This window comes from Pseudooceanicola nitratireducens, assembly GCF_900109195.1.
GTDB classification, from domain to species: domain Bacteria; phylum Pseudomonadota; class Alphaproteobacteria; order Rhodobacterales; family Rhodobacteraceae; genus Pseudooceanicola; species Pseudooceanicola nitratireducens.
In genome coordinates this window covers 71,171-95,277 of record NZ_FNZG01000002.1, presented here as the reverse complement: position 1 = coordinate 95,277, position 24,107 = coordinate 71,171, and the positions used below count along the sequence as shown (strand labels likewise).

General features: G+C 62.8%; 23 protein-coding genes and 1 pseudogene. 18 read left to right on the top strand and 6 right to left on the bottom strand.

Annotated features, from left to right (window positions below; translation table 11 throughout):
* The first annotated feature begins 8 nt into the window (after nt 1-8).
* Nucleotides 9-869: a D-amino-acid transaminase gene (locus tag BMX99_RS06265; RefSeq protein ID WP_093448794.1), complete on the top strand. Its 861-nt coding sequence runs from the start codon at nt 9-11 to the stop codon at nt 867-869.
* 99 nt (nt 870-968) lie between these two features.
* Here the strand turns inward: BMX99_RS06265 and BMX99_RS06260 are convergent, their stop codons facing one another.
* Nucleotides 969-1,679: a sugar transferase gene (locus tag BMX99_RS06260; protein ID WP_244525480.1), complete on the bottom strand. Its 711-nt coding sequence runs from the start codon at nt 1,677-1,679 to the stop codon at nt 969-971.
* Between the two features lie 177 nt (nt 1,680-1,856).
* Here BMX99_RS06260 and BMX99_RS06255 point away from each other — a divergent pair, with 177 nt between their 5' ends.
* Nucleotides 1,857-2,879 (top strand): amidohydrolase family protein, encoded by a 1,023-nt coding sequence (locus BMX99_RS06255; RefSeq protein ID WP_093448786.1) that lies wholly within the window; start codon nt 1,857-1,859, stop codon nt 2,877-2,879.
* 99 nt (nt 2,880-2,978) lie between these two features.
* A pseudogene (locus BMX99_RS19465) lies at nt 2,979-3,086 on the top strand (chemotaxis protein MotB); the annotation flags it as partial.
* Nucleotides 3,087-3,283: 197 nt separating this feature from the next.
* Here BMX99_RS19465 and BMX99_RS06250 read toward each other — a convergent pair.
* Nucleotides 3,284-3,646: a flagellar protein FlgN gene (locus BMX99_RS06250; RefSeq protein WP_244525479.1), complete on the bottom strand. Its 363-nt coding sequence runs from the start codon at nt 3,644-3,646 to the stop codon at nt 3,284-3,286.
* Nucleotides 3,639-3,857, bottom strand: coding sequence for a rod-binding protein (locus tag BMX99_RS06245; protein WP_370268772.1), 219 nt, complete (start codon nt 3,855-3,857; stop codon nt 3,639-3,641). The genes BMX99_RS06250 and BMX99_RS06245 overlap by 8 nt, the downstream gene beginning before the upstream one ends.
* Before the next feature lie 167 nt (nt 3,858-4,024).
* Here BMX99_RS06245 and fliK point away from each other — a divergent pair, with 167 nt between their 5' ends.
* The 3 genes from fliK (at nt 4,025) to BMX99_RS06230 (ending at nt 8,236) form a co-directional block, all read left to right on the top strand.
* Complete coding sequence (gene fliK, locus BMX99_RS06240) at nt 4,025-6,625, top strand: flagellar hook-length control protein FliK (protein ID WP_139199447.1); 2,601 nt, start codon at nt 4,025-4,027, stop codon at nt 6,623-6,625.
* Between the two features lie 12 nt (nt 6,626-6,637).
* On the top strand, nt 6,638-7,291 hold the full coding sequence (locus BMX99_RS06235) for a flagellar hook capping FlgD N-terminal domain-containing protein (RefSeq protein ID WP_093448772.1): 654 nt from the start codon (nt 6,638-6,640) through the stop codon (nt 7,289-7,291).
* A 63-nt stretch (nt 7,292-7,354) separates the two neighbouring features.
* On the top strand, nt 7,355-8,236 hold the full coding sequence (locus BMX99_RS06230; protein WP_093448768.1) for a phosphotransferase family protein: 882 nt from the start codon (nt 7,355-7,357) through the stop codon (nt 8,234-8,236).
* Here the strand turns inward: BMX99_RS06230 and ubiB are convergent.
* Nucleotides 8,231-9,763: a 2-polyprenylphenol 6-hydroxylase gene (gene ubiB / locus BMX99_RS06225; RefSeq protein WP_093448763.1), complete on the bottom strand. Its 1,533-nt coding sequence runs from the start codon at nt 9,761-9,763 to the stop codon at nt 8,231-8,233. The two genes, BMX99_RS06230 and ubiB, sit on opposite strands and share 6 nt — an antisense overlap.
* 3 nt (nt 9,764-9,766) lie before the next feature.
* Nucleotides 9,767-10,513 carry a bifunctional demethylmenaquinone methyltransferase/2-methoxy-6-polyprenyl-1,4-benzoquinol methylase UbiE gene (ubiE, locus tag BMX99_RS06220; protein WP_170848669.1) on the bottom strand — a complete coding sequence of 249 codons (747 nt, stop codon included), beginning with the start codon at nt 10,511-10,513 and terminating at the stop codon, nt 9,767-9,769.
* 133 nt (nt 10,514-10,646) lie between these two features.
* Here ubiE and BMX99_RS06215 point away from each other — a divergent pair, with 133 nt between their 5' ends.
* The 4 genes from BMX99_RS06215 (at nt 10,647) to BMX99_RS06200 (ending at nt 13,709) form a co-directional block, all read left to right on the top strand.
* Nucleotides 10,647-11,123, top strand: coding sequence for a hypothetical protein (locus tag BMX99_RS06215; protein ID WP_175480267.1), 477 nt, complete (start codon nt 10,647-10,649; stop codon nt 11,121-11,123).
* A gap of 7 nt (nt 11,124-11,130) precedes the next feature.
* Entirely contained in the window at nt 11,131-11,982 is an 852-nt protein-coding gene (gene mutM / locus BMX99_RS06210) for a bifunctional DNA-formamidopyrimidine glycosylase/DNA-(apurinic or apyrimidinic site) lyase (protein WP_093448755.1), read from the top strand.
* Between the two features lie 65 nt (nt 11,983-12,047).
* Nucleotides 12,048-12,824 carry an enoyl-CoA hydratase gene (locus BMX99_RS06205; protein WP_093448751.1) on the top strand — a complete coding sequence of 259 codons (777 nt, stop codon included), beginning with the start codon at nt 12,048-12,050 and terminating at the stop codon, nt 12,822-12,824.
* 96 nt (nt 12,825-12,920) lie between these two features.
* The gene (locus BMX99_RS06200) at nt 12,921-13,709 is read left to right on the top strand and encodes an SDR family oxidoreductase (protein ID WP_093448748.1); all 789 of its coding nucleotides are present in this window, start codon (nt 12,921-12,923) and stop codon (nt 13,707-13,709) included.
* Nucleotides 13,710-13,714: 5 nt separating this feature from the next.
* On the opposite strand, the gene BMX99_RS06195 is transcribed toward BMX99_RS06200, so the two are convergent.
* The gene (locus BMX99_RS06195; RefSeq protein ID WP_244525478.1) at nt 13,715-14,842 is read right to left on the bottom strand and encodes an NAD(P)/FAD-dependent oxidoreductase; all 1,128 of its coding nucleotides are present in this window, start codon (nt 14,840-14,842) and stop codon (nt 13,715-13,717) included.
* Nucleotides 14,843-14,981: 139 nt separating this feature from the next.
* Here BMX99_RS06195 and BMX99_RS06190 point away from each other — a divergent pair, with 139 nt between their 5' ends.
* The 8 genes from BMX99_RS06190 to gyrB all read left to right on the top strand — a co-directional run bounded on the left by BMX99_RS06190 (nt 14,982) and on the right by gyrB (nt 24,043).
* Nucleotides 14,982-15,605 carry a helix-turn-helix domain-containing protein gene (locus BMX99_RS06190; RefSeq protein WP_093448743.1) on the top strand — a complete coding sequence of 208 codons (624 nt, stop codon included), beginning with the start codon at nt 14,982-14,984 and terminating at the stop codon, nt 15,603-15,605.
* Between the two features lie 104 nt (nt 15,606-15,709).
* Nucleotides 15,710-15,973 carry a 30S ribosomal protein S20 gene (gene rpsT / locus BMX99_RS06185; RefSeq protein ID WP_093448739.1) on the top strand — a complete coding sequence of 88 codons (264 nt, stop codon included), beginning with the start codon at nt 15,710-15,712 and terminating at the stop codon, nt 15,971-15,973.
* 495 nt (nt 15,974-16,468) lie between these two features.
* Nucleotides 16,469-17,860 carry a chromosomal replication initiator protein DnaA gene (gene dnaA / locus BMX99_RS06180; protein ID WP_093448735.1) on the top strand — a complete coding sequence of 464 codons (1,392 nt, stop codon included), beginning with the start codon at nt 16,469-16,471 and terminating at the stop codon, nt 17,858-17,860.
* 244 nt (nt 17,861-18,104) lie between these two features.
* A complete protein-coding gene (dnaN, locus tag BMX99_RS06175) occupies nt 18,105-19,223 on the top strand; it encodes a DNA polymerase III subunit beta (RefSeq protein WP_093448731.1) in 1,119 nt (372 codons plus the stop codon).
* A 76-nt stretch (nt 19,224-19,299) separates the two neighbouring features.
* Nucleotides 19,300-20,403: a DNA replication/repair protein RecF gene (gene recF, locus BMX99_RS06170; RefSeq protein WP_093448727.1), complete on the top strand. Its 1,104-nt coding sequence runs from the start codon at nt 19,300-19,302 to the stop codon at nt 20,401-20,403.
* Between the two features lie 15 nt (nt 20,404-20,418).
* Complete coding sequence (locus BMX99_RS06165; RefSeq protein ID WP_093451121.1) at nt 20,419-20,892, top strand: VOC family protein; 474 nt, start codon at nt 20,419-20,421, stop codon at nt 20,890-20,892.
* Entirely contained in the window at nt 20,889-21,509 is a 621-nt protein-coding gene (locus BMX99_RS06160; protein ID WP_093448724.1) for a LysE family translocator, read from the top strand. Before BMX99_RS06165 ends, BMX99_RS06160 begins: the two co-directional genes overlap by 4 nt.
* Before the next feature lie 116 nt (nt 21,510-21,625).
* Entirely contained in the window at nt 21,626-24,043 is a 2,418-nt protein-coding gene (gene gyrB, locus BMX99_RS06155; RefSeq protein WP_093448719.1) for a DNA topoisomerase (ATP-hydrolyzing) subunit B, read from the top strand.
* The last annotated feature ends 64 nt before the right edge of the window (nt 24,044-24,107 follow it).

Below are 24,107 nucleotides of genomic sequence, written 5' to 3'. Positions count from 1 at the left end.
GAGAAAACATGTCTCGCATCGTTTATGTGAACGGCGACTACCTGCCCGAGGAAGAGGCGAAAGTCTCGATCTTTGACCGTGGCTTCCTGATGGCGGATGGCGTCTATGAGGTGACGAGCGTGCTGGACGGCAAGCTGGTCGATTTCGACGGCCACGCCAAACGGCTTGAGCGGTCGCTGAAAGAACTGGACCTGGTGGCCCCCGTCACCATGGACGAGCTTCTGACCATTCACCGCGAACTGGTGGCGCGCAACGACCTGGAAGAGGGCGGCGTCTATCTGCAGATCACCCGTGGCGCACCGGCCGACCGCGACTTCGTCTTCCCCGACCCGGCGGAGACCAAGGCGACCATCGTGCTGTTCACCCAGGCGAAGAACCTGGCGAATTCCCCGGCCGTGCAGAAGGGCATCAGCGTCATTTCGATCGAGGATCAGCGCTGGGCGCGGCGCGACATCAAGACGGTGCAGCTGCTGTACCCGTCGATGGGCAAGATGATGGCCAAGGCCGCCGGGGCCGACGACGCCTGGATGGTCGAAGACGGGCAGGTGACCGAAGGCACCTCGAACAACGCGTATATCGTGAAGGGCGGCAAGATCATCACCCGCCAGCTGTCGAACGACATCCTGCACGGCATCACCCGCGCCGCCGTTCTGCGGCTGGCCAAGGAAGCGCAGATGGAAGTCGAAGAGCGCGGCTTTACCATCGAGGAAGCGCAGCAGGCGGATGAGGCCTTCATCACCTCGGCCACGACATTCGTGCAGCCCGTCGTGTCGATCGACGGAGCAACGATCGGCAAGGGCGAAGCCGGTCCGGTGGCCCTGCGCCTGCGCGAGATCTACATCGACGAGAGCCGCAAGAAGGCGATCTGATCGGGCCGGATTGGCCAATCTGGAACATGAAAAGCCCCGGAATGCGCCGGGGCTTTTTCGTTTATGCGACGCGACTTGCAGGTGAATGCTGCGCGCGCATCACGCCCCGGTTCCATTCCATACGGTACCGAATGTTCGCAGCAGGATCCGCAGGTCCAGCATCAGGCTGCGGCTGTCCGCATAGTAGCAGTCCAGCGCCAGGCGGCGGTCATAGGAGCCGCCGCGCGCTGTCACCTGCCACAGCCCCGATACCCCCGGCCGCAGCGACAAATAGGCCCGGGCAGAGGCCCCGGAATATTGCGCGGCGAATTCGGACTGGGGCACGGGGCGGGGGCCAACAAGGCTCATTTGTCCGAGCAGCACGTTGATCATCTGGGGCAGCTCATCCAGGCTGGTGTCGCGCAGCCAGCGGCCCAGGGGCGTGCGGCGCGGATCTTCCGGCAGCTTGGCATGGCGGGCCCAATGCGCACCTATCCTCGGGTCGGCCAGAAGCGGGGCCAGCCGGTCGGGGGCATCCGGCACCATGGTCCGCAGCTTGATCATGCGGAATTCGCGCCCGTCGCGCCCGATCCTGGGATGCAGAAAGAAGACGCCCGGCCCCTGGCGCAGCCGCAGCAGCCCGACAAGGGCCAGCAGAAGCGGCCCCCAGACCGGCAGCGCCAGCAGCACCAGCGTCACGTCCAACAGCCGCTTTCCGTCCGGACGACCCCGCAGGCCGGCAAGAGACGCCCAAGCGTTTCGGGCCCAGGAGAGGCGGACCCAGGACAGGCGGGGCAGAACAACGGCAAAGGGGATCATGTCATAAGCCATGCGCGCGACCCTAGGGCCGCGCTGCTTAAGGATCGGTAATCGCACCGCACGCTGGCCCGGGTTTCCCGGCCCGAGATACTCGGAATTTTACACAAACCCGGCGCATTCAATTCCGCATGCAGGAATTTTCTTCCACTGATGACGCTTTGTCGTATCTTCCCGGAAGGGAGGACCAACATGACGCAAGATTACGAAGCGACGACCCATATCCTGACGCGAGACGACTGGCTGGCAAAGGCGAGCGAGGAGATCCTGGAACCCGAGCTGCCCATCATCGACCCGCATCATCACCTTTGGGACCGGCTTGGCCCCTATTTCGCGGATGAGCTGCTGGCCGATCTGACCTCGGGCCACAACATCCGCAAGACGGTCTTCATCCAGTGCCGCTATGGCTATCGCGAAGAGGGGCCGACCGATCTGAAACCCGTGGGAGAGACGGAGTTCGTCGTGGGCATCGCCGAGGAATGCGCCCGCAAACGATCCGACATCGGGGCCTGCGACGGCATCGTCGCCCATGCCAACCTGCTGCTGGGCGACGCGGTGCAGCCCGTGCTGGACGCCCACAAAGAGGCCGCGAAGGGGCGGCTGCGCGGGATCCGGCATTACACCGCCTCGGGCGGGGACCGGTTTTCCGGCGCGGTTCCGAATTCTCCGCTGCGGCTGATGTACGACGACGCCTTCCGCAAGGGCTTTGGCCATCTGGCGGCCAACGGGCTGACCTATGATGCCTGGCTGTACCATCCGCAGATCCCGGATTTCACCGACCTGGCGCGTGCCTTCCCGGACACCACGATGATCCTGGATCACCTGGGTGGCCCCCTGGGCATCGGCCCCTATCGCGGCAAGGGCGACGAAGTCTTTGCCGAATGGAAGGGCTACATGCAGGACCTGGCGGGCTGTCCCAATGTCATCATCAAGCTGGGCGGGCTGGCCATGGATGTGAACGGCTTTGACCTGCATCTTGAGCCACTGCCGCCATCCTCTGGCGAATGCGCGCGGCTGTGGCGGCCCTATATCGAAACCGCGATCGAACTGTTCGGCGCAGACCGCTGCATGTTCGAAAGCAACTTCCCGGTGGACAAAGGCGCGGTGTCCTACCCCGTGGTCTGGAACGCCTTCAAACGGATCGCCGCAGGGGCGAGCGATGCGGAAAAGGCCAGCCTGTTCCACGACACGGCGGCGCGGGTCTATCGACTTTAAGACAATCCCGCCCCGTTTCCCGGGCCTCGCCTGCGCGCAATTTAACCCCCTGCTAACACTCCCCGCCTATCCCGGTAGCGGGTGAGAAAGGGTGAGTGGATGAGCGCGCAGGCAAACGCGGCGCCGGTCATCATCAAACGGAAGAAGGTCGTCGGCGGTGATGGTCACCACGGCGGAGCCTGGAAGGTGGCCATGCATAGGTTCCTTTGATCTTGGATGCTTTTGCACCCGTTGCACATCCCGCCCCCCGTCGGGGCGGATCTATCGTCGTTCTGACTTGTGCTGGAACCGGGTCTTTCCCGGTGCCGCGCCATCCGATGGGGATGCCCGGGCACTGTGACGAACAGACCCTAACGGAAACCTAAGACGCCCCCTCCATTTCCCTCCGATTTGAATCATTCGGTCTAGGCGCGCTTTTCAACCTGATTATTTTCGCTGGCTGGAAAAGCGGTTTTTTGGCCAAACTCATCATATGTTTCCAACGATTTGCGAATTCTCCGCAGGGTCGCGAAACGGTTGGCGACGGATCGGATGCCCCGCAGGGCGCTGTCCAGGAGCGCCTGGTTTCGCAGCGCTTTGCCCTGCAGGCTGGCCAGATTGCCACGCGCAGGACCGTCAAGTTCTGGAAGGCGCTCCAACAACGCTTCCTTCTCTTCCAGGATGGTTGCGATCACGCTCAGGTCGCCTTGGATCAGCGCAAGGCGTTCCCGATCCAGCAGGTCATCAAGACGCGCGACGGCCTCGGTTTCGGACATAGGCTCAGCCATCCTGTTGCTCCTTCAACGCTTGAAATAGTTTTTCCGCCAGGCCGATTCCCCCGGCTTTGGCCATCTGGTGCGCCTGTTCGTCTCGCAAGAGGGATGCGAATTGGGTTTCTCCCGTGCTTCCCCCGAACGATCCGGACAACCCATCCAAGCCGGAATGTTTCAACATTTCAGATAAGAAGGACGCCTCCAACGCCACGGCGGCGTCACGCAACTGCGCGTCCTTGGGACCCTGTGGCACAGCGGTAGGCCGGTTCGAATCGACAAACATCAGATACCTCCAATTGTCATCAGATTGCTCGATTTTGCCTGAGAGCGGTAAAGGATCAGTAACCGGGATCTGAGACAGTGGCCGTGAGCGGAAGAATTCCCGAGGCCAATATGAAAATTGATCTTCTGTCCCTGATGCGGATTGCAAGAGCGCCAGAAGTCCCTTTGTCAAAAGGGGGCGAACACGTTGCGTTTGCAGAGGTTTTCGACCGGGACATGACATCAGAAATGGCTGTCGTGGCTGACGCTCCCGACGACCTTCTCGTCTTGGCTGATCCGACGTCTGATCAAAATCCAGAGTTGTCCTTGGACGAGGGTTTTCCAACTGAGTTGGCAGCTTGGTCGCCGGATGCCAGTGCCACAGAAGTGTCGGAAGGGTTGGAAGCCGAAGTCTTCAAATACCCATTCCCAAGTGTTGCAACCTCGCAGTCCGACACGCGGAGTTTTCACTTGGTGGAGGATCACAAGGAACACATGCGAGACCCTACGCGGCCGTCCGTGCCGCCCGGGTTCACGGAACAGGAAAACGCAGTTAAGGAGCGCCCGCCTGCTGTTGGCTTTTCAATCAACGCGCCTACGCCCAACACGCGAAGCGAGGCGCGAAATTCGGCAGGCGCAAGTAGAATTTCCGACTTTTCGGCGCATCATGGCAAGCAAAACTCATCGTTTGGGCCGGTGCAGACTCCAACAACAGAAATGCTGGCGACACCGATTGCAGGCCGCGTCGCGGATTCTAAGTCAAATATATTCCCGGTAGATGAAACCGATCGCCCGGCCAAAGGCTCGAAGGCGCTGGGAGAATCAACCGAGAAGCCCCAAGCGGCGCACTGGATCAACCAAACATCGCCAAAACCAGCGGCCAATGGAGCAGTTCCGAAAGGTCATGAGCAGCGAAAAGCCCCCGCATCCGAAGCCATTCCTGAAATCGGAAAAGCAAATGCCACGCCCGCGACGGATAAGGTTGGCGATGTGCAAATTGAACCTCGAGTCGGTGGCCTTGCAACGCAAGATGCACCTGCTTCTTGGCACGGGAAAATCCAACAACCCCAACAACATGGCGCTAGGAATCAGGGCTCACCTGAACCGAGACCGGTTCATCCAGAACTAATGGGGCGCAATGCAGGACAAGTAAATGAAAGCAAAGCAGCCAAGATCCATCTGAGCGTCGCTTTCAAAGCTGCTCCAACTGCATCTTCAAGAAGCAAATTTTCGCAATCAAATCAGTCTGATTATTCGACAAGAGGCACAGATGAACCGGAAATACGGAAGCTCCAAACGGAAGGTTCTATCGTACCAAAAACACTAGGGTCTCGCTCGTCTGTTAATAGGCTAGTAATCGAACAGAGGGCTTCGGTCGACACTGGCCGCCGCGATGGGGCGGCCATTCCCGTCGCTAGGCAAAAGACCGGTTTTGCCGCGGTTCAGCTGCCAACCGACGAAGCTTCGGTGACGGCCAAGAAGAACCAGATCGGTTCGCAGATGGAATTTGTCCGCAGTGGCACTTCGAATTCTGAAAAGGAAACGTTGCCAAAAGTTGGGCCGGCCCCTGCGGTCGACACCAAGGTCATAAATCCCGGTATGCCGATCCGCTCAATGCTGGTATCAGGACCCGTTTCTGAAGATCTTGAAAACCGTCCGGAGGCCAGTCCGCCAACTATTGACGGCACAAAACCGACAGACCTTCCGGGGCTTGGAATTGAAGGTAAAGTGCTGGAAAAGAGCGCGCCTCTTCGGCGTGTTACGGTAGCTGTTTCCAGCACGCGGGACCTTGAAGCGCGCTCGAAACCGCCGGCAGAGGCCACAAGAGCACATCAGGATGATCGCCCCGTCGCTCATCAAACGGAGGCTATTGCAGGTAAGACTTCTACGACAATAGGCCAGGCAGAAGTTCCGAACCGATCATCGGAAACACAAGACAAGCGGTTGCCGGCCAAGGACCACTTTGTGCCTCAAGCTGCTCTTTCCGAAAATGAAGTTGGTTCACGTCCTATGGTGCCGAAGGCGGTCAGAACCCTAGCAAGGTCGGAAACTACAACCACCCACACGCGTGCTGACTCAACGACACCTGAGCTGCCGACGCTTGCCCGACTGGACAAAGCATACAAGCAGGTCTCAAGGGTCACACCGAAGCATGCGGATCAGGCGTCGAAGGTGGACACGCCGGCGGCAGCGTTCGTTCAGTCCGGCCCCGAGGCCGTAGGAACCGAACAGTCCATGGGCTCGCAAGGTGCCCTGGCCGAGGTCAAAGCCAAAGAAATCGGACTGCATTCAGGCCCGTTGGCCCCAATATTTCCACCTACGATCACCCAGGCGGTGCCGCTGACGAAAGACCCGATTTTAGATCAGGTTCGGGATGCCGTGCAGCAGAATCCTGGAGGGCCGATCGAAATTACGTTGAAACCGGAAGAGCTTGGCCGCGTCCGCATTCAGGTCATCGCGGCTGACAATGGTGTCAATCTGTCGATTGTCGCCGATCGCCCGGAAACCATGGATCTCTTGCGGCGGCATATTGATCAGTTGGCGCAGGACTATCGGCAGATGGGCTACGACCGCATCAGCTTTTCCTTTGCCGCAGGCGGGGATCAGCGTGGATCCGAAGGGCAAAAATACGGTCAGACCCAAGCCTGGGCTCAGCCCGAATCCTTGGCGAACATGCCCGAATCCCCGCCTCCTGAACAGATTGCCAGCGACGGCATCGACATCCGCTTGTAAGGAGCATCCCCAATGGAAGTCACCAGCAATACATCAACCAGCACTCAGGCCAGCACGGCCGCGCCCAAGGCGGTCATCAGCTCGGATTTCGAAACCTTTCTCAAGATGTTGTCGACGCAATTGCAGAACCAGGACCCGCTGAACCCGGTGGATTCGGCGGATTACGCGGTGCAGTTGGCGACATTTTCCTCGGTCGAACAACAGGTGCTGACCAACAACCACCTGGAAGCCTTGGCCAATCGCATCGCCCTATCCGGGATGAGCGACCTTGCCGGCTGGGTCGGGATGGAGGCGCAGAGCCTGTCGGCGGCCTATTTCGACGGTGACCCAATCACGCTATTGCCCGACCCTCCTGCGGCGGCGGACCGGGCTGTCCTGGTGGTCAAGGACGCATCCGGGGCGGTCGTCCTGAGGCAGGATCTTCCCCTGACCGAAGGCCCATTTGAGTGGGACGGGCGGACCGCAACCGGCGGCACCGCAGGACAGGGGACATACAGTTTCCTGCTGGAATCCTCGGCCGAGGGCGAAGTTCTGAAAACCGAACCCGTCCCGTCCTATTCCCAGGTGATTGAAGCGCGGCGCGATGGTGACGACACGCTTCTGGTTCTCAAGGGCGGGCTGATCGTGAACGCCCAGGGGGTGACGGGGCTGCGACAGGCGCAGTAGCCGCAGCTTGCCTTGCCGCATGCGGTGACCTAATCCGGTCGGACCACTATTCCTGGTCCGCCGATGACGTCCTTGCCTCCGCAGTCTTTGATCGCCGCCGTCGAGCGTGCCGTCGGCCAGCTGCCTTCCCAATGGGAGAAGCTGCTGGGTGGGCGCAGCAACGCGCTTTGGCGCGGGCGGACAGGGGGTGCGGACCTTGTGGTCAAGCTATACCTGCCAAGCGGGGCGACGCCCCTGTTCCCGAACGACCCGGCGGCCGAATACCAGATCCTGCAGGGCCTCGGCCCGCTTGGTCTGGCCCCCGAGGCTCTGGCCCATATCCACGGCGATTTCGGCAGCGCGCTGATCTATCGCTTTGTCGACGGGCAGGCCGGGGACGTCACGCTGACCGATCTGGCCAAGGTCCTGCGTCGGGTGCATCAGCTTCGGCCGGATAACCCGCCTGGCCTGATGCCCTCCGGGTCAGGGGCGCTTTTGCGACAGGCCTCGGAAATCCTGTCCCGGTGTCAGGACGATCCGCACGGCGTTGCCGCACGCATAGAGGCCCTGCGCCACGTTCCACCGATCGACGGGGTTGAAACGCCAGCCCTGATCCACCGCGATCCGGTCTGGACCAACGTGGTTCGGTCGTCATCCGGTGTGGTTCTGATCGATTGGCAGTGCCCGGCCATGGGTGACCCGTGCGAGGATATCGCGATTGTTCTGTCGCCCTTCATGCAGGTCACCTACCTGGGTCGGCGCTTGGTTGCGCAGGAAATTCAGGAATTTCTGAAATCATATGCCTGCGCGGAAACGGTCGCGCGGTATCGGACGTTGGCACCGTTCTTCGCAGCCCGTATGGCGGCCTATGCACAATGGTGTACCGAGGCCGGGCGAGGCGCAGGAAAAAGCGCAGTCCCAGATGAACTGCGTTTTTCGGAAATTTCAGAAATAACGGAATTATAGCAGCGCCGAGGCCACCCCAGCCACAGCCGCACCAAGGATCGCGCCGGAGATCAGCCAGACATAGGGCCTACGCTCAGCCTTGCGGCGGTTGGTCTCCATGCTAGTCATCTGCTGTACCAGCGCGTTCTGCACCAGGTGCGGAAGGCGGGGGCCGAAGCGGGCCAGAACCTCGGCCGTTTTGCCCAGATCGCGGGCAAAGGCGCGGGGGCCAAGGTTGCGGCGGATGTAGGCCTCGACCACGGGGCGGGCGACTTCCCAGATGTTCAGCTGCGGCGACAGCGACCGGGCGACGCCTTCGACCACGACCATGGTGCGCTGCAGCAGGATCAGCTCGGTCCGGGTTTCCATGCCGAAACGTTCGGTCACATCGAAGAGATAAGACAGCAGCCGCCCCATGGAGATCTTAGTCGCATCCATGCCGAAGATCGGTTCGCCCACGGCCCGAAGGGCGCGGGCGAATTCGTCAACGTCCTGATCGGCGGGGACATATCCGGCCTCGAAATGGACCATGGCGACGCGCATGTAATCGCGCTTGATGAACCCATATAGGATCTCGGCATAGACCCGGCGGGTGTATTCGTCGATATGCCCCATGATCCCGAAATCATAGGCAATAATTCGACCGTCGGGCGCGACCTTCAGGTTGCCCTGATGCATGTCGGCGTGGAAATAGCCGTCGCGCAGCGCGTGGTTCAGGAACAGCGTCAGCACCCGCGCACCCAGATCCGAACGGTCATGCCCGGCGGCATCCAGCGCGGCATTGTCGCCCAGGGGCGTGCCCTCGACCCAGCTCATCGTCATGATGCGGCGACCGCTTTGCGGCCACTTCACCGAAGGCAGGCCAAAGCCGTCGTCGCCTTCCGTGTTGGACTGGAAGGTCGAGGCCGAGGCGGCCTCGAGCCGCAGGTCCAGCTCTCCCTGCACGACGCCATCGAAATGCGCCACCACGTCCGAGGGGCGCAAGCGGCGCGATGCGGGCGACAGGAATTCGATGATCGAGGCCGCCAGGTAGAAGGCGTCGATATCCTTGCGGAAGGCCCGGTCGATCCCCGGGCGCAGGACTTTCACGGCGACCTCTTCGCCGGTTTCGTTCAGGCGGGCGCGGTGCACCTGCGCAATTGACGCGGCGGCAACGGGTTCGGAGAATTCAGAAAAGACAGAACTGACAGGAAGGTCCAGTTCAGCCTCGACCGTGGCCTTGGCCTGTTCGACGGAAAACGGGGGCAGACGGTCCTGCAGAACCCGCAACTGCAGCGCCAGGTCATCGCCCACAAGGTCGGGCCGCGTCGACAGGATCTGGCCGAACTTGATATAGGCCGGCCCAAGCGCGGTCAGCGCCCGCGTGGCGGGGGGCATCGACGGATCGCCCTTCAACCCCAGCCACTGGAACGGCCAGCCGGCCACCCGCGCGGCCATCCGCAAAAGCGGCGGCGCGTCATAGGCGTCCAGCACGACCTTCATCGCGCCGGTGCGTTCCAGCGTGGCCCCGGTGCGGATCAACCGCCAAAGATTGTGAGGTCCGCGCATCGGTCAGATCTTCCAGCCAGAGTGCAGCGCCGCGATCCCAAGCGTCAGGTTGCGATACTTGGCCTGTTCGAACCCGGCCGCGCGCACCATCCCCAGGAAGGTATCCTGATCGGGGAACTTGCGGATCGATTCCACCAGATACTGATAGCTGTCGCGGTCGTTGGCGATCATCTGACCCATGGCGGGGATCATGTTGAAGGAATAGCGGTCATAGGCCCATTGCAGCGCCGGCGTCGGGATCTGAGAAAACTCCAGCACCATCAGGCGGCCGCCGGGCTTCAGCACGCGGTAGGCCTCGTTCAGGGCCTCTTGCGGGCGGGTCACGTTCCGGATGCCGAAGCTGATCGTGTAGACGTCAAAGCTGCTGTCGGGGAAGGGCAGGGCCATGGCGTCGCCGACGACCCAGTCCAGGCTTGCGCCCATCTGTTCGGCCTCGGCGCGTTTGCGCCCCTCGACCAGCATGGATTCGGTCAGGTCGCAGACCGTGGCATGGCCCGACCCGGCGCGGCGCAGGAACCGGAAGGAAATATCCCCGGTGCCGCCCGCCACATCCAGCAGCTTCTGCCCGGCGCGCGGTGCCAGCCAGTCCATCATCGCGTCCTTCCAGACACGGTGGATGCCCAGGCTCATCACATCGTTCATCACGTCATAGCGCGACGCGACGGACGAAAAGACACCCCGGACCTTGCCGGCCTTGTCCTCTTCGGGAATGGTTTCAAACCCGAAATGCGTGGTTTTCTGGTCACTCATGGAGATGCGTTTACCCTGCCCAATATTAGCCCGATTTCCCTGCCATAGATGGGGTCGAGACACAAACCGTCAAATCGGCGCATATAAGGACCGAAGCGGTATGGAGCAGGTACTACCCATCCTTTTACTCGCCTTGGCGATCGCTTTGTTCGTCGTGCTTATTCGCATGCACGCACGTCTGCCGCAGTTCGACCTGCCGGATCTGGCCGCCGACCGCGCGCCGCCACGCCACAGCGAACATGGCGTCACGATCCCCGTGCGGCTGGCCACCGCGCTGGTCACGCTGGTGATCCTGCTGAAGATGTCGGAACTGGCGCAGCAGTCGCAGACCGCGTTGATCTGGGGCGGCATGCTGGTGCCGGTGCTGGCCTATCTCAACGCCTATTGCTGGCAGTTTCGCGCGGTGCTTGAGGGCTCGGACCTTAGCGTCATGACCCCCTGGTTCCGGCTGGACACCCACGATCTGACCCGGCTGATCGCCCTGGACGAAGACATCCCTGGCACCTACCGGCTGCGCTTCCAGGATGGAACTTCGGCCTGGCTTCTGAGATATGTGAACGGTCACGACACCCTGCGTCACGCGTTGGACGAGGCGCAGCCCTACTACTAGGCCGCCCATGCCCGAATTGCCCGAGGTTGAAACCGTCCGCACCGGCCTGGCCCCCGCGATGGAGGGACAGGTGATTGCCCTCGCGACCGTCAACCGCCCCGATCTGCGCTGGCCCTTCCCCGACCGCATGGCCGAACGGCTGACCGGTGCCCGGATCGAACGGCTGCGGCGGCGGTCCAAATACATCCTGGCGGATCTGGATCGCGGCGAAAGCCTGTTGATCCACCTGGGCATGTCCGGGCGGATGACCGTTTCCGGTGATCCCCTGGGGCAGTTCGTGCACGACCATCCGGCGGCGGAAAAACACGACCACGTGGTCTTTGACATGGCCAACGGCGCGCGGGTCACCTTCAACGATCCGCGCCGTTTCGGGGCGATGGACCTGCTGCCGACGGCCACGGCCGAGTTGCATCCCCTGCTGGCCAATATCGGGCCGGAACCCCTGGGCAACGCTTTCAACGAGGACTATTTCGTCGCTGCTGTCCGGCCCCGCCGCAGCCCCATCAAATCGGTGCTTCTGGATCAGAAACTGGTTGCGGGCCTGGGCAATATCTACGTTTGCGAGGCGCTGTTTCGCGCCGGCATTGCCCCGACCCGCCGCGCCGACCGCATCGCCCCGCAGCGGCTGGCCGCGCTGGTGCCGATCATCCGCGACGTCCTGTCCGAGGCGATCGCGGCAGGGGGATCGTCGTTGAAAGATTACCGTCAGGCAGACGGGGAGCTGGGCTATTTCCAGCATTCCTTCGACGTCTATGGCCGCGAAGGCGACCCCTGCCGGACGCCCGGATGCGGCACGGCGATTCGTCGCGTCGTGCAATCGGGCAGATCGTCATTCTATTGTCCGCAATGCCAAAGATAACTTGATCGAGGGGGGCAATTTGTTAGTGAATCGCGGCTAACGCTCACAACAGATTGGCCGACCTCATGGCATACGAGACGATCATCGTCGAAATCGAAGACCACGTCGCATTGGTGAAACTGAACCGTCCCGATGCGATGAACGCTCTGAATCTGCAGGTGTTCGAGGAACTTGGCGATTTCCTGTCGTCGGCCCAGACCAATGACAAGGTCCGCTGCATCGTCCTGACCGGGACTGATAAGTTCTTTGCCGCGGGTGCCGACATCAAGATGATGTCGGAGATGAGCTTTGTTGACGTCTTCACCTCGGATCTCTTCGGGGAAGGCGGCACCGCGATTCAGCGCAACCGCAAGCCGATGATCGCGGCTGTGGCGGGCTATGCCCTGGGTGGCGGCTGTGAACTGGCGATGATGTGCGATTTCATCATCGCGGCCGACAACGCCAAGTTCGGCCAGCCCGAGATCAACCTGGGCGTCATCGCCGGCATCGGCGGCACGCAGCGTCTGACCCGTCTGATCGGCAAGTCCAAGGCCATGGACATGAACCTGACCGGCCGCTTCATGGACGCCGAAGAGGCCGAGCGTGCCGGCCTTGTCAGCCGTGTGGTCCCCTGCAAGAAGCTGATGGAAGAGGCCATGGGCGCCGCGGCCAAGATCGCCGAGAAATCCATGATTTCCGCCATGGCGGTGAAGGAATCTGTCAACCGCGCCTATGAAACGCCGCTGGCCGAGGGGCTGCTGTATGAACGTCGCCTGTTCCATTCGATGTTCGCGACCGACGACCAGACCGAAGGCATGAACGCCTTCTTGGAAAAGCGTCAGCCGCAGTTCCGCGACCGCTGATCCACCCCGGATCGCTACGTCACGAAGCCGCCGGACCTCCGGCGGCTTTTCTTTTTCCGCCCAACCCGGTTTGATGCCGCAAACGGGAGGAAACACATGGATATCACGGGAAAAATCGCCATCGTCACGGGCGGTGGTCAGGGCATCGGCGCGGCACTGGCCCGCGCGCTGCACGCGGCCGGGGCGAAACACGTCTGCGTCGCGGATCTGAACGGCGACAACGCGCGCGCCGTGGCCGGGGAAATCGGCGGCACCGGCCTTCAGGTCGACGTGCGCGACGCCGATCAGATCACTGCGATGATCGACCAGATCGAGGCCGACCACGGCCCCGTCGATCTGATGTGTTCAAACGCGGGTATCGCCAATGCCTTTGATCTGTCGGTGAAAAACGCCGCCGGGGCCAGCGCCGAAGACTGGCAGCTGGCCTGGGAGGTCAACGTGATGTCCCACGTCCATGCGGCCAAGGTTCTGGTGCCGCGCATGATCGCGCGCGGCGGCGGGTACTTCCTGCATACGGTCAGCGCGGCGGGGCTTCTTAGCCAGATCGGCAGCGCGACCTATTCCACGACCAAGCACGCCGCCGTCGGTTTTGCCGAAAACCTGGCCATTTCGCACCGGGACGAAGGGATTCGCGTCTCAATCCTCTGTCCTCAGGGGGTGGCGACGCCGATGCTGGATTCGATCGACAACCAGGGTCCGCAGTCCGGCGATGGCGTGTTGACCGCCGAAGCCGTGGCGCAATCCGCCCTGGACGGCATCCGGAACGAAGAATTCCTGATCCTTCCGCATCCCCAGGTGCAGGGCTACATCGAAGCCAAGGCCGCGCAATACAACCGCTGGATCGGTGGCATGGCCAAGTTCCAGCGCCAGTACCGCGAGACCTGAGCGCTCTAGCGGAAGCGCGCAGGCGACAGCAGCGCCGGATCGGGCCCAAGATCCCGGACCGGCGCGGGCAGGGGTGCGCCGCCGATCAGGTGCGCTGCAAGTGCCGCCATCGCGGGCGCGGTCTGGATGCCGTATCCGCCCTGTCCGGCCAGCCAGAAGAACCCGGCGTGATCGGGGTCAAAGCCGCAGATCGGCGTCCGGTCCGGCGGGAAGGTCCGCAGCCCGGCCCATTTCGATTCGATCCGCCGCACGTCCAGGTCCAGCGCCTGCAGCACCCGGTCCATGGCTTCGGCGATCTCGATGTCTTCCGGCTGGGAATCTACCGGATCCGAAGGGGATTCGTTCGCGGGTGAGGCCAGAAGCATCCCGGCGTCCGGCTTGACGTAGAACCGCTCCTCGGCGTCCAGGATCATCGGCATCGCTGCGGTGTCCACCCCTTCGGGCGGGCGGAACGTCAGGGCAGACCGGCGCAGCGGCTCCAGCCCGATCGGATTCACGCCGGCGATCCGGGCGAGCCCATCTGCCCAGGCACCGGCCGCGTTCACCACGATATCGGCTTGCAGAATGTCGTCCCCGGCGCGCAGTTGCCAGTGATCGCCGGTCTTCCGGATCTCGGTCACCTCGGCACCGCGGATCAGCCTGCCCCCGGCCGCACGGAATTGCCGCAGATACCCCTGCACCAGGGCATGCACGTCGATGTCCTGTGCGTCCGCGTTCAGGAAGCCGGCCACCGCATAGCCCCTGCGCAGCAGCGGCAGGCGGGATTCGACTTCGTCCGCGTCCAGCCAGGTCAGCGCGGAATCGCTGTTTTCCTCGTATTCCGCCCGCAGGTGGTCCAGCTGATCGGCCCGCGCCACGCTGATCAGCCCGCGCGGGGTCAGCAGCGGATGTTCGGAAAACCCGTCGGGCGGGGCACTTAGAAACGGGTCAGAGGCGCGGGTCAGCGCCCGCACCGCCGGGCTGCCGTACGCCTGCGACTGGATCGCCGCCGACCGGCCCGTCGCATGGTAGGCGGGCTGGGTTTCGCGTTCGATCAAAGTGACTTGCGCATGGTCGGCCAGCGCCGCCGCGGCCGAGATGCCTGCTATTCCGGCACCGATCAGGACGACGGTGGGCTGCGACTCATTAATCAAGGGTACACCTGTTCATCGGCGAAAAATCACCTAAATATACACGTAGAGGGGGAGACATAACACAATTTTCCGATAGGAAAAGATGTGTTCCATCACCCTTCCGATAAAAGTTAAGGCTGGCCGCAAAGGTCCTGATGTCATGGAAGAGACTGGAAACACGACGAAAACACCCGATGCCGAAAGCAGCCGCACGCTGCTTGGCACCCGGATCAAAGCTCTGAGAGAGGCGCGCAGCCTGACGCTTCAGGCCCTGTCCGACCGCAGCGGGCTGGCGATTTCGACCATCTCAAAGATCGAACGCGGGCTGATGGCCCCGACCTATGATCGATTCTCGGGCCTGGCGAAGGGGCTGGGCGTGGACGTCGCCGAATTGTTTTCCGACGGCACCGACAGTTTCGCCGCCGGCACCGTGGAAATCGCCCGGGCCCATGACTTCGCCTATCTGGAAACCGAGAACTACACCTACGAGATGATGTTCCCGGATGTGCGCGGCAAATCCATGGTGCCCATGCGCGGCACGCTGAAGCCGCTTCAGCGGATGAATTTTGATCGGATGGTAAGTCATCCCGGTGAAGAATTCCTTTATATCCTCTCGGGTCGTGTGATCGTTCAGTTGGAGGGCCGCGATCCGGTCACGCTGAACCAGGGTGATTCCATGTATTTCGACAGCGGACGCGGACACCTTTATGCGGCCGACGGGCAGGACGAGGCGCGGATTCTCGTGCTCTGTACCCAATTCGACAGCCCGGACGGCACGCCCTGACGCAAACTTGTCATGTTCCGGGCCGAGGCTGTTGACTTTGCGGCGAGTCGGTCCTATCAGCGCGGCTTCAGAACGTACGAACCCAAACCATGGGACGATAGAACATGGCCAATACGCCTCAATCCAAGAAGCGCGCCCGTCAGACGGTTAGCCGTACTACGGTTAACAAGGCGCGTCGCTCGCGCATCCGTACCTTCCTTCGCAAGGTGGAAGAGGCGATTGCATCGGGTGACAAAACTGCGGCTTCCAACGCCCTGCAAGCAGCTCAGCCCGAGCTGATGCGCGGTGTGACCAAGGGTATCCTGCACAAGAATACCGCATCCCGGAAAATGTCGCGTCTTGCAGCCCGCGTGAAGGCAATCGCCTGAACCAGCGCGCAAGTGACTGAACGTTAAAGGGGCATCGCTACGGCGGTGCCCCTTTGCTATGTGGCGCCTCTGCCACCGCCTCGAGATTCGATTTCGACCAATTCTGAGTCAAGAGCTTCTTGCCGTTGCGCGCCTCTCGTCACAGTTGCTAGGTTCACTCATGCGATTCACGTCGTCTTGGGGGGCTCGACTCCTACTGGTCGAAGGTCGCGGTGTTCACAGAGGCTACTATACAAGCTTCCGACGCCACGACCTCGGGATCGGCCAGAAAGGCTGAGCAGGCGGAATGTGCAACTTTGGGTTGAGTGGTCGGGGACATTCTCCACTGAACCAGTTGCAGTTCCAGACACAGATTGCGGCACGTTTGCGGCCGTTCCTTCTGCGGGAACGGGGTGAGTGTGCTGTGGTTTGGGGCAACGGTGTCGTGACCGGTCGGCAAAGCCTTCCGGGTATGAGGTGTATTGAGAATTAAGAAATCCTGGGGGCAAGGAAAGAATGACAAAAGATCAGTGGGGCGCAGTCAAACAGAACCTTCTCGCGAATGTCGGGCAGCATAATTACAAAAGTTGGATCGAACCGCTGGTTCTGGACCGGACCGAAGACGGTGTCGCCGTAATCGGTGCGCCGAATTCCTATGCCGGCACCTATGTGTCGCGCAATTTCGGGGATCTGATTCTGGGCGAGGTCTCGTCGGTCAACCAGCAGATTCGCCGGCTTGAGTTCATCGTCAGCCAGGCGGCCAACGTGAATGCGGCCGAACCTGCCCGCCCTGCCCAGGTCGAGGTCGAACCCGCGCCTGCGCCGGAAGCTGCCAAACCGGCCAAGCCCTCGGCCCTGGACGCCATGCTTCAGCCCGCCCCGCTGGACCCGCGTTTCACCTTCGACAGCTTTGTCGTCGGCAAGCCGAACGAACTGGCCCATGCTGCTGCACGTCGCGTCGCCGAAGGCGGCCCGGTGACCTTCAACCCGCTGTTCCTGTACGGCGGCGTTGGTCTGGGCAAGACGCACCTGATGCACGCCATCGCGAATGAGCTGCAGAAAAACCGCCCCGAGCTGACCGTCGTTTACCTTTCGGCAGAACAATTCATGTATCGCTTTGTTCAAGCGATCCGTGAACGCCGCACGATGGACTTCAAATCGCTGTTCCGCACTGTCGACGTGCTGATGGTCGATGACGTCCAGTTCATTGCCGGAAAGGACAGCACGCAGGAAGAATTCTTCCACACGTTCAACGCGCTTGTGGATCAGAACAAACAGATCATCATCTCGGGCGACCGCGCCCCCGGTGAGATGACCGATATGGAGGAGCGGATCCGCTCTCGCATGCAGTGCGGCTTGATCGTCGATCTGCACCCGACCGACTACGAACTGCGCCTGGGCATCCTGCAAAGCAAGGTGGACGCTCAGCGGTCGCAGTACCCGGATCTGAAGATGGCCGACGGCGTGCTGGAATTCCTGGCGCACCGCATCTCAACCAACGTCCGCGTGCTGGAAGGCGCGCTGACCCGGCTGTTCGCCTTCTCGTCCCTCGTGGGTCGCGAAATCACGCTGGACTTGACCCAGGAATGCCTGGCCGACATCCTGCGCGCCTCGGAACGCAAGATCACGGTCGAGGAAATCCAGCGCAAGGTGGCCGAGCATTACAACATCCGCATGTCCGACCTGATCGGACCCAAGCGGGTGCGCACCTATGCCCGCCCCCGTCAGGTGGCGATGTATCTTGCAAAGCAGCTGACCTCGCGGTCGCTGCCGGAAATCGGACGCCGCTTTGGCGGGCGTGACCATACCACGGTGATTCACGGCGTGCGCCGGGTCGAGGAGCTGAAGCAGCAGGACGGCCAGATCGCCGAGGATATCGAACTGCTGCGCCGCGCGCTGGAAGCCTAAGGCGCGCCGAAGAACCCGTCTGAAAGACATAGCCAAAGGGCCGTCAAACCGGCCCGTCAGCCGAACAGATGCGACAGGACCGGGCCCCGTGCCCGGTCTTTGCCTTTCTGCCGTCCGAAACCGGGGAAAAATCCAACAAAACACTTGTGCTGACCCCTGAAACGGGTAGCTTTCCGATCCCGGCATCGGCAGGTTGATCGCGTAGGATTTCGCGATGACCTGACTTGGACAGGAGTGAAGGGACATGAAACTCAGCATCGAACGCGCCGCGTTGCTCAAGGCCGTCGCCCAGGCGCAGTCGGTTGTGGAACGCCGCAACACGATCCCGATCCTGGCCAATGTCCTGATCGAAGCCGAAGGCAACGAGGTGCAGTTCCGCGCCACCGACCTGGATATCGAGGTGGTCGACAAGGCCCCCGCCATGGTCGAACGCGCCGGGGCCACCACCGTCAGCGCCGTGACCCTGCATGAAATCGTCCGCAAGCTGCCCGACGGTGCCATGGTGACCCTGTCCGAAGACAGCGCCGCCGGCCGCCTGACCGTGGCCGCGGGCCGGTCTAACTTCAACCTGGCGACGCTGCCCAAGGAAGACTTCCCGGTCATGGCGTCCTCGGAATACCAGTCGAACTTCTCGGCCCCCGCGCCGGTGCTGCGCCGCCTGTTCGACAAGTCGAAATTCGCCATCTCGACCGAAGAGACCCGGTACTATCTGAACGGCGTCTACATGCACATCGCCGAATCCGAAGACGGCCGCGTGCTGCGCTGTGTCGCCACCGACGGCCACCGCCTGGCCCGCATCGACGCCGAACTGCCCGAGGGCGCGGCCGACATGCCCGGCGTGATCGTGCCCCGCAAGACCGTGGGGGAACTGCGCAAGCTGCTGGACGACGACGAGATGAAGATCGCCGTGTCGGTCTCTGAGACCAAGGTGCGCTTTGCCACCCCCGCGATCACCCTGACGTCGAAGGTCATCGACGGCACCTTCCCAGACTACACCCGCGTGATTCCGCAGGGCAACACCCGCAAGATGGAAGTGGACGCCGCTGATTTTGCCAAGGCGGTCGACCGTGTGGCCACCGTGTCCTCGGAACGGTCGCGCGCGGTGAAGCTGGCGCTGGACGAGGATCGCCTGATCCTGTCCGTCAACGCGCCCGACAGCGGGGCCGCCGAGGAAGAGCTGGCCGTGGCCTATGGCGACGAACGGCTGGAGATCGGGTTCAACGCGAAATACCTGCTGGAAATCGCATCCCAGGTGGATCGCGAGAACGCGGTATTCCTGTTCAATTCCGCCGGTGATCCGACCCTGATGCGCGAAGGTGGCGACACCAGCGCGGTCTACGTGGTCATGCCGATGCGCGTCTGACCCGGCGCAGGGAAGGGCCGCAGGGCGGGTTTGCCTCCGGCGGGGATATTTCTGGCAAGAGGATGATGGGGGTCGCATGGGGGTGCTTTGCCTGACCCGGCTGACCCTGTCGCATTTCCGGTCCTATCGGCGCGGCATTGTCGAGGCCGATGGCCGGCCCGTGGCCATTCACGGCCCGAACGGGGCCGGCAAGACATCGCTGCTTGAGGCGGTGTCGATGTTTTCGCCGGGGCGCGGGCTGCGCCGGGCGGGGGCCGAGGATCTGATCCGCCGCCCCGAGGCGCTTGGCTGGAAGCTGACCGGGGTCTTGCGGTCCCTGCACCAGATGCACGAGCTTGAAACCATGGCCGAACCGGGCACGGCGCGCAGCGTGCGCATCGACGGCAAGGCGGGCGCCCAGGCCGCCCTTGGCCGGGTGGCGCGGGTGCTGTGGCTGGTGCCCTCCATGGACCGGCTGTGGATCGAGGGGGCCGAGGGGCGCCGCCGCTTTCTGGATCGCATGACGCTAAGCTTCAATCCCGCCCATGCCGAGGCCGCGCTGGCCTATGAGAAGGCCATGCGCGAACGCAACCGGCTGTTGAAGGACATGGTGCGCGATGACCATTGGTATGTCGCGCTGGAATCCCAGATGGCCGAGGCGGGCGCGCGCATCACAGCGCATCGTGAAGAGGCGCTGGCGCTGATCGCCGGGGCCACGGGCGCGGCGGAAACCGCCTTTCCCGCCCCCGATCTGTCCATGTCGCACCCCGATGAGGCCCTGCCCGAGGATGAGCTGGCCCTGAAAGAGGCGCTGGCCCGGGGGCGGCGGCGCGACATGGCGGCGGGCCGCACGCTGATCGGCCCGCACCGCGTTGATCTTGATGCGCATTGGGCCACCAAGGGGATTGCTGCCCGCGATGCCTCGACCGGCGAGCAGAAGGCGTTGTTGATTTCGCTGATCCTGGCCAATGCCCGCGCCCTGGCCGGGGATTTCGGCGCCCCGCCGATCCTTCTGCTGGACGAGGTCGCGGCTCACCTTGACGCCGAGAGGCGCGCTGCCCTTTATGACGAGGTCTGCGCTCTGGGTGCGCAGGCCTGGATGACGGGCACCGGGGCCGAGCTGTTCGAAGAGCTGGGCACGCGGGCGCAGCATCTGAAAATTACCGAAACGGGCGGAGAATCCGCGATCCAGGAGGCCTGAGCCATGACCAAGACATTGACGCCGCAGCGGGTGAACCTGATCACCCTGGGGGTCGAGGATCTGTCCCGGTCCCGCGCCTTCTACGAGGCGCTTGGCTGGGTGGCGGCGGACGAGGCCCCGGGCGTGGTCTTCTTCCGCATGCAGGGCGCGGCGCTTGGGCTGTTCGGCAAGGCCGACCTGGCCAAGGACCAGGGGCGCGAGGGCGCGCCGCTTGGCACGGGCGCGATGACTTTGGCGCAGAACTTCCAGGACCAGGCCGGGGTTGATGCGGCCTTTGCGGCGGCGCTGGCGGCCGGGGCCACGGCGCTGAAGCAGCCGGAAGAGGTCTTCTGGGGCGGCTATTCGGGCTATTACGCCGATCCCGACGGGCATGTCTGGGAACTGGCGTATAACCCCTTCTGGACGGTAAATGACGACGGCAGCCTGACGATCCCTGAACAGGGCGCGGATGCGGAAGCCGAGGACACCAAGGGGCCCGCCCCCGAATGAGCCTGACCCTGACGGAGCTGGGCTTTTACGCCGCAGCGCTTTTCATCCTGTTCCTGACACCGGGGCCGGTCTGGCTGGCCCTGACCGCCCGCGCGCTTTCGGGCGGCTTCCACGCCGCCTGGCCGCTGGCCCTGGGCGTGGTGATCGGCGATGCGCTTTGGCCGCTGCTGGCGGTGCTGGGGGTCAGCTGGCTGGTCGACCAGATCGCGGGCTTTATGATCATCCTGCGCTATGTGGGCGCGGCGATGTTCCTGACCATGGGGATCCTGCTGATCCGCAACGCCGACAAGACCATCGCCAGCGACAGCCGCCTGACACGCCCCGGCATGTGGGCCGGGTTCGTCGCCGGGCTGGTGGTGATTCTGGGCAACCCCAAGGCGATCCTGTTCTACATGGGCGTGCTGCCCGGCTTCTTCGATCTGACGCAGATCACCGCCTGGGACATCGCCGCGATCATGGGCGTGTCGATGCTGGTGCCCTTCATCGGGAACCTGCTGTTTGCGCTGATGGTGGACCGGGTGCGGCGGGTCCTGGCCTCGGGGCGGGCAATGCGCCGGACGAACCTTGTGGCGGGCGGTCTGATGATCTGCGTGGGCCTGGCCATCGCGATCCTCTGACCGCAACCGGACCTATGGAGAGGCCCGCCGCCTGCCCACAAAATCTTGTGCCATTTGCGTGACAATCCCCCCTTCGAACGGTATAAAATCGTACGACTAAAGGGGATGTTTTCCGCATGGCTGATCCGCAGCAAGACGCACCGACGTACGACGCAGATTCCATTAAGGTTCTCAAGGGCTTGGATGCTGTCCGGAAACGGCCGGGCATGTATATCGGCGACACCGACGACGGGTCGGGTCTGCACCACATGATCTACGAGGCCGTGGACAACGGCATCGACGAGGCGCTGGCCGGTCACGCGGACTTTGTCCGGGTCAAGATCCATGCCGACAATTCGGTTTCCGTGCGGGACAACGGCCGCGGCATTCCGGTCAACATGCACCCCGAAGAAGGCGTCTCTGCGGCCGAGGTCATCATGACCCAGCTGCACGCCGGCGGGAAATTCGACCAGAACTCCTACAAGGTGTCGGGCGGCCTGCACGGCGTGGGGATTTCGGTCGTGAACGCCCTGTCCGACTGGCTTGAGCTGCGGATCTGGCGCGACGGCAAGGAACATTACGTCCGGTTCGAGAACTCCCAGACCGTGAAGCCGCTGGAAGTGGTGGGCGACGCCAATGGCGAAAAGGGCACCGAGGTGCGGTTCCTGTCCTCGACCCAGACCTTCTCGAACCTCGAATACAATTACGACACGTTGGAAAAGCGCCTGCGCGAACTGGCCTTCCTGAACTCGGGCGTGCGGATCGTGCTGGAAGACGAACGCCCCGCAGAGCCCCTGAAGACCGAGCTGTTCTACGAAGGCGGCGTGAAGGAATTCGTGAAGTATCTCGACCGCTCCAAGCAGTCGATGATGCCCGAACCGATCTATGTCGAAGGCGAAAAGGACGGCATCGGGGTCGAGGTCGCCATGTGGTGGAACGACAGCTACCACGAAAACGTCCTGCCCTTTACCAACAACATCCCGCAGCGCGACGGCGGCACGCACCTGGCGGGTTTCCGTGGCGCGCTGACCCGGACCCTGACGCGCTATGCGGCGGAATCGGGTATCGCGAAGAAGGAAAAGGTGTCTTTCACCGGGGACGACGCCCGCGAAGGCCTGACCTGCGTTCTGTCCGTCAAAGTGCCCGATCCCAAGTTCTCGTCCCAGACCAAGGACAAGCTTGTCAGCTCTGAAGTGCGTCCGGCGGTCGAGAACCTGATGAACGAAAAGCTGGCCGAGTGGTTCGAGGAAAACCCGAACGAGGCCCGCGGCATCGTCGGCAAGATCGTCGAGGCCGCCCTGGCCCGCGAAGCCGCCCGCAAGGCGCGCGAACTGACCCGCCGCAAGACCGCGATGGACGTCAATTATCTGGCCGGCAAGCTGAAGGATTGTTCCGAAAAGGATCCGTCGAAAACCGAACTCTTCATCGTCGAGGGTGACTCGGCCGGTGGTTCGGCCCAGACGGGCCGGGATCGCGGCACCCAGGCCATCCTGCCGCTGAAGGGTAAGATCCTGAACGTGGAACGCGCGCGGTTCGACCGCATGCTGTCCTCGCAGGAGATCGGCAACCTTGTCATGGCGCTTGGCACCGGCATCGGCCGGGACGAGTTCAACATCGAGAAGCTGCGCTATCACAAGATCGTCCTGATGACCGATGCGGACGTCGACGGCGCCCACATCCGCACGCTTCTGCTGACCTTCTTCTATCGCCAGATGCCCGAACTGATCGACGGCGGATACCTCTATATCGCGCAGCCGCCCCTGTACAAAGTGGCTCGCGGCAAGTCCGAGGTCTACCTGAAGGATCAGGCCGCGCTTGAGGATTATCTGATCGCCCAGGGCACCGAAGGGGCCGTGCTGCGGCTTCCCTCGGGCGAAGAGATCACCGGCAACGACCTGATCCGCGTGGTCGAGGGCGCGCGCCAGGTGAAGCGCATCCTGGATGCCTTCCCGACGCAATACCCGCGCCACATCCTGGAACAGGCCGCCATCGCCGGGGCCTTTGAAAGCGGCAAGGCTGATGCCGATCTTCAGGGCGTCGCCGACCAGGTCGCCGCCCGTCTTGACCAGATCGCGGTGGAATACGAACGCGGCTGGACGGGGCGCATCACCCAGGACCACGGCATCCGCCTGTCCCGTGTCTTGCGCGGGGTCGAAGAACTTCGGACCCTCGACGGTGCCGTCCTCCGCTCGGGCGAGGCGCGCCGCCTTGGCCAGATGACCGAGACCCTGCGCGGCGTCTACACCGACCCCGCCAAGCTGGTCCGCCGCGACCGCACCCAGATGATCCACGGCCCGCTGGAGCTGCTTTCCGCTATCCTGGAAGAGGGCGAACGCGGCCTGCAGCTGCAGCGCTACAAGGGTCTGGGCGAGATGAACCCCGAACAGCTTTGGGAAACCACGCTCGACCCCGAGGCCCGCACCCTGCTGCAGGTCCAGGTCGACGACATGGCCGAGGCCGACGACATCTTTACCAAGCTGATGGGCGACGTCGTCGAACCCCGCCGCGAGTTCATCCAGGACAACGCGCTGAACGTGGAAAACCTGGACATCTAAAGGGTTCCAATAGGGCCCGTCGCCTATCGCGATTGAACAGGTTGGGGGTGCGCAAGGCACCCCC

What these genes read in the sequence shown, in the direction of transcription:
- BMX99_RS06265 (WP_093448794.1), top strand. Translation starts at nt 9, where the DNA reads ATGTCTCGCATCGTTTATGTGAACGGCGACTACCTGCCCGAGGAAGAG.
- BMX99_RS06260 (WP_244525480.1), bottom strand. Translation starts at nt 1,679, where the DNA reads ATGGCTTATGACATGATCCCCTTTGCCGTTGTTCTGCCCCGCCTGTCC.
- BMX99_RS06255 (WP_093448786.1), top strand. Translation starts at nt 1,857, where the DNA reads ATGACGCAAGATTACGAAGCGACGACCCATATCCTGACGCGAGACGAC.
- BMX99_RS06250 (WP_244525479.1), bottom strand. Translation starts at nt 3,646, where the DNA reads ATGGCTGAGCCTATGTCCGAAACCGAGGCCGTCGCGCGTCTTGATGAC.
- fliK (WP_139199447.1), top strand. Translation starts at nt 4,025, where the DNA reads ATGAAAATTGATCTTCTGTCCCTGATGCGGATTGCAAGAGCGCCAGAA.
- BMX99_RS06235 (WP_093448772.1), top strand. Translation starts at nt 6,638, where the DNA reads ATGGAAGTCACCAGCAATACATCAACCAGCACTCAGGCCAGCACGGCC.
- BMX99_RS06230 (WP_093448768.1), top strand. Translation starts at nt 7,355, where the DNA reads ATGACGTCCTTGCCTCCGCAGTCTTTGATCGCCGCCGTCGAGCGTGCC.
- ubiB (WP_093448763.1), bottom strand. Translation starts at nt 9,763, where the DNA reads ATGCGCGGACCTCACAATCTTTGGCGGTTGATCCGCACCGGGGCCACG.
- ubiE (WP_170848669.1), bottom strand. Translation starts at nt 10,513, where the DNA reads ATGAGTGACCAGAAAACCACGCATTTCGGGTTTGAAACCATTCCCGAA.
- mutM (WP_093448755.1), top strand. Translation starts at nt 11,131, where the DNA reads ATGCCCGAATTGCCCGAGGTTGAAACCGTCCGCACCGGCCTGGCCCCC.
- BMX99_RS06205 (WP_093448751.1), top strand. Translation starts at nt 12,048, where the DNA reads ATGGCATACGAGACGATCATCGTCGAAATCGAAGACCACGTCGCATTG.
- BMX99_RS06200 (WP_093448748.1), top strand. Translation starts at nt 12,921, where the DNA reads ATGGATATCACGGGAAAAATCGCCATCGTCACGGGCGGTGGTCAGGGC.
- BMX99_RS06190 (WP_093448743.1), top strand. Translation starts at nt 14,982, where the DNA reads ATGGAAGAGACTGGAAACACGACGAAAACACCCGATGCCGAAAGCAGC.
- rpsT (WP_093448739.1), top strand. Translation starts at nt 15,710, where the DNA reads ATGGCCAATACGCCTCAATCCAAGAAGCGCGCCCGTCAGACGGTTAGC.
- dnaA (WP_093448735.1), top strand. Translation starts at nt 16,469, where the DNA reads ATGACAAAAGATCAGTGGGGCGCAGTCAAACAGAACCTTCTCGCGAAT.
- dnaN (WP_093448731.1), top strand. Translation starts at nt 18,105, where the DNA reads ATGAAACTCAGCATCGAACGCGCCGCGTTGCTCAAGGCCGTCGCCCAG.
- recF (WP_093448727.1), top strand. Translation starts at nt 19,300, where the DNA reads ATGGGGGTGCTTTGCCTGACCCGGCTGACCCTGTCGCATTTCCGGTCC.
- BMX99_RS06160 (WP_093448724.1), top strand. Translation starts at nt 20,889, where the DNA reads ATGAGCCTGACCCTGACGGAGCTGGGCTTTTACGCCGCAGCGCTTTTC.
- gyrB (WP_093448719.1), top strand. Translation starts at nt 21,626, where the DNA reads ATGGCTGATCCGCAGCAAGACGCACCGACGTACGACGCAGATTCCATT.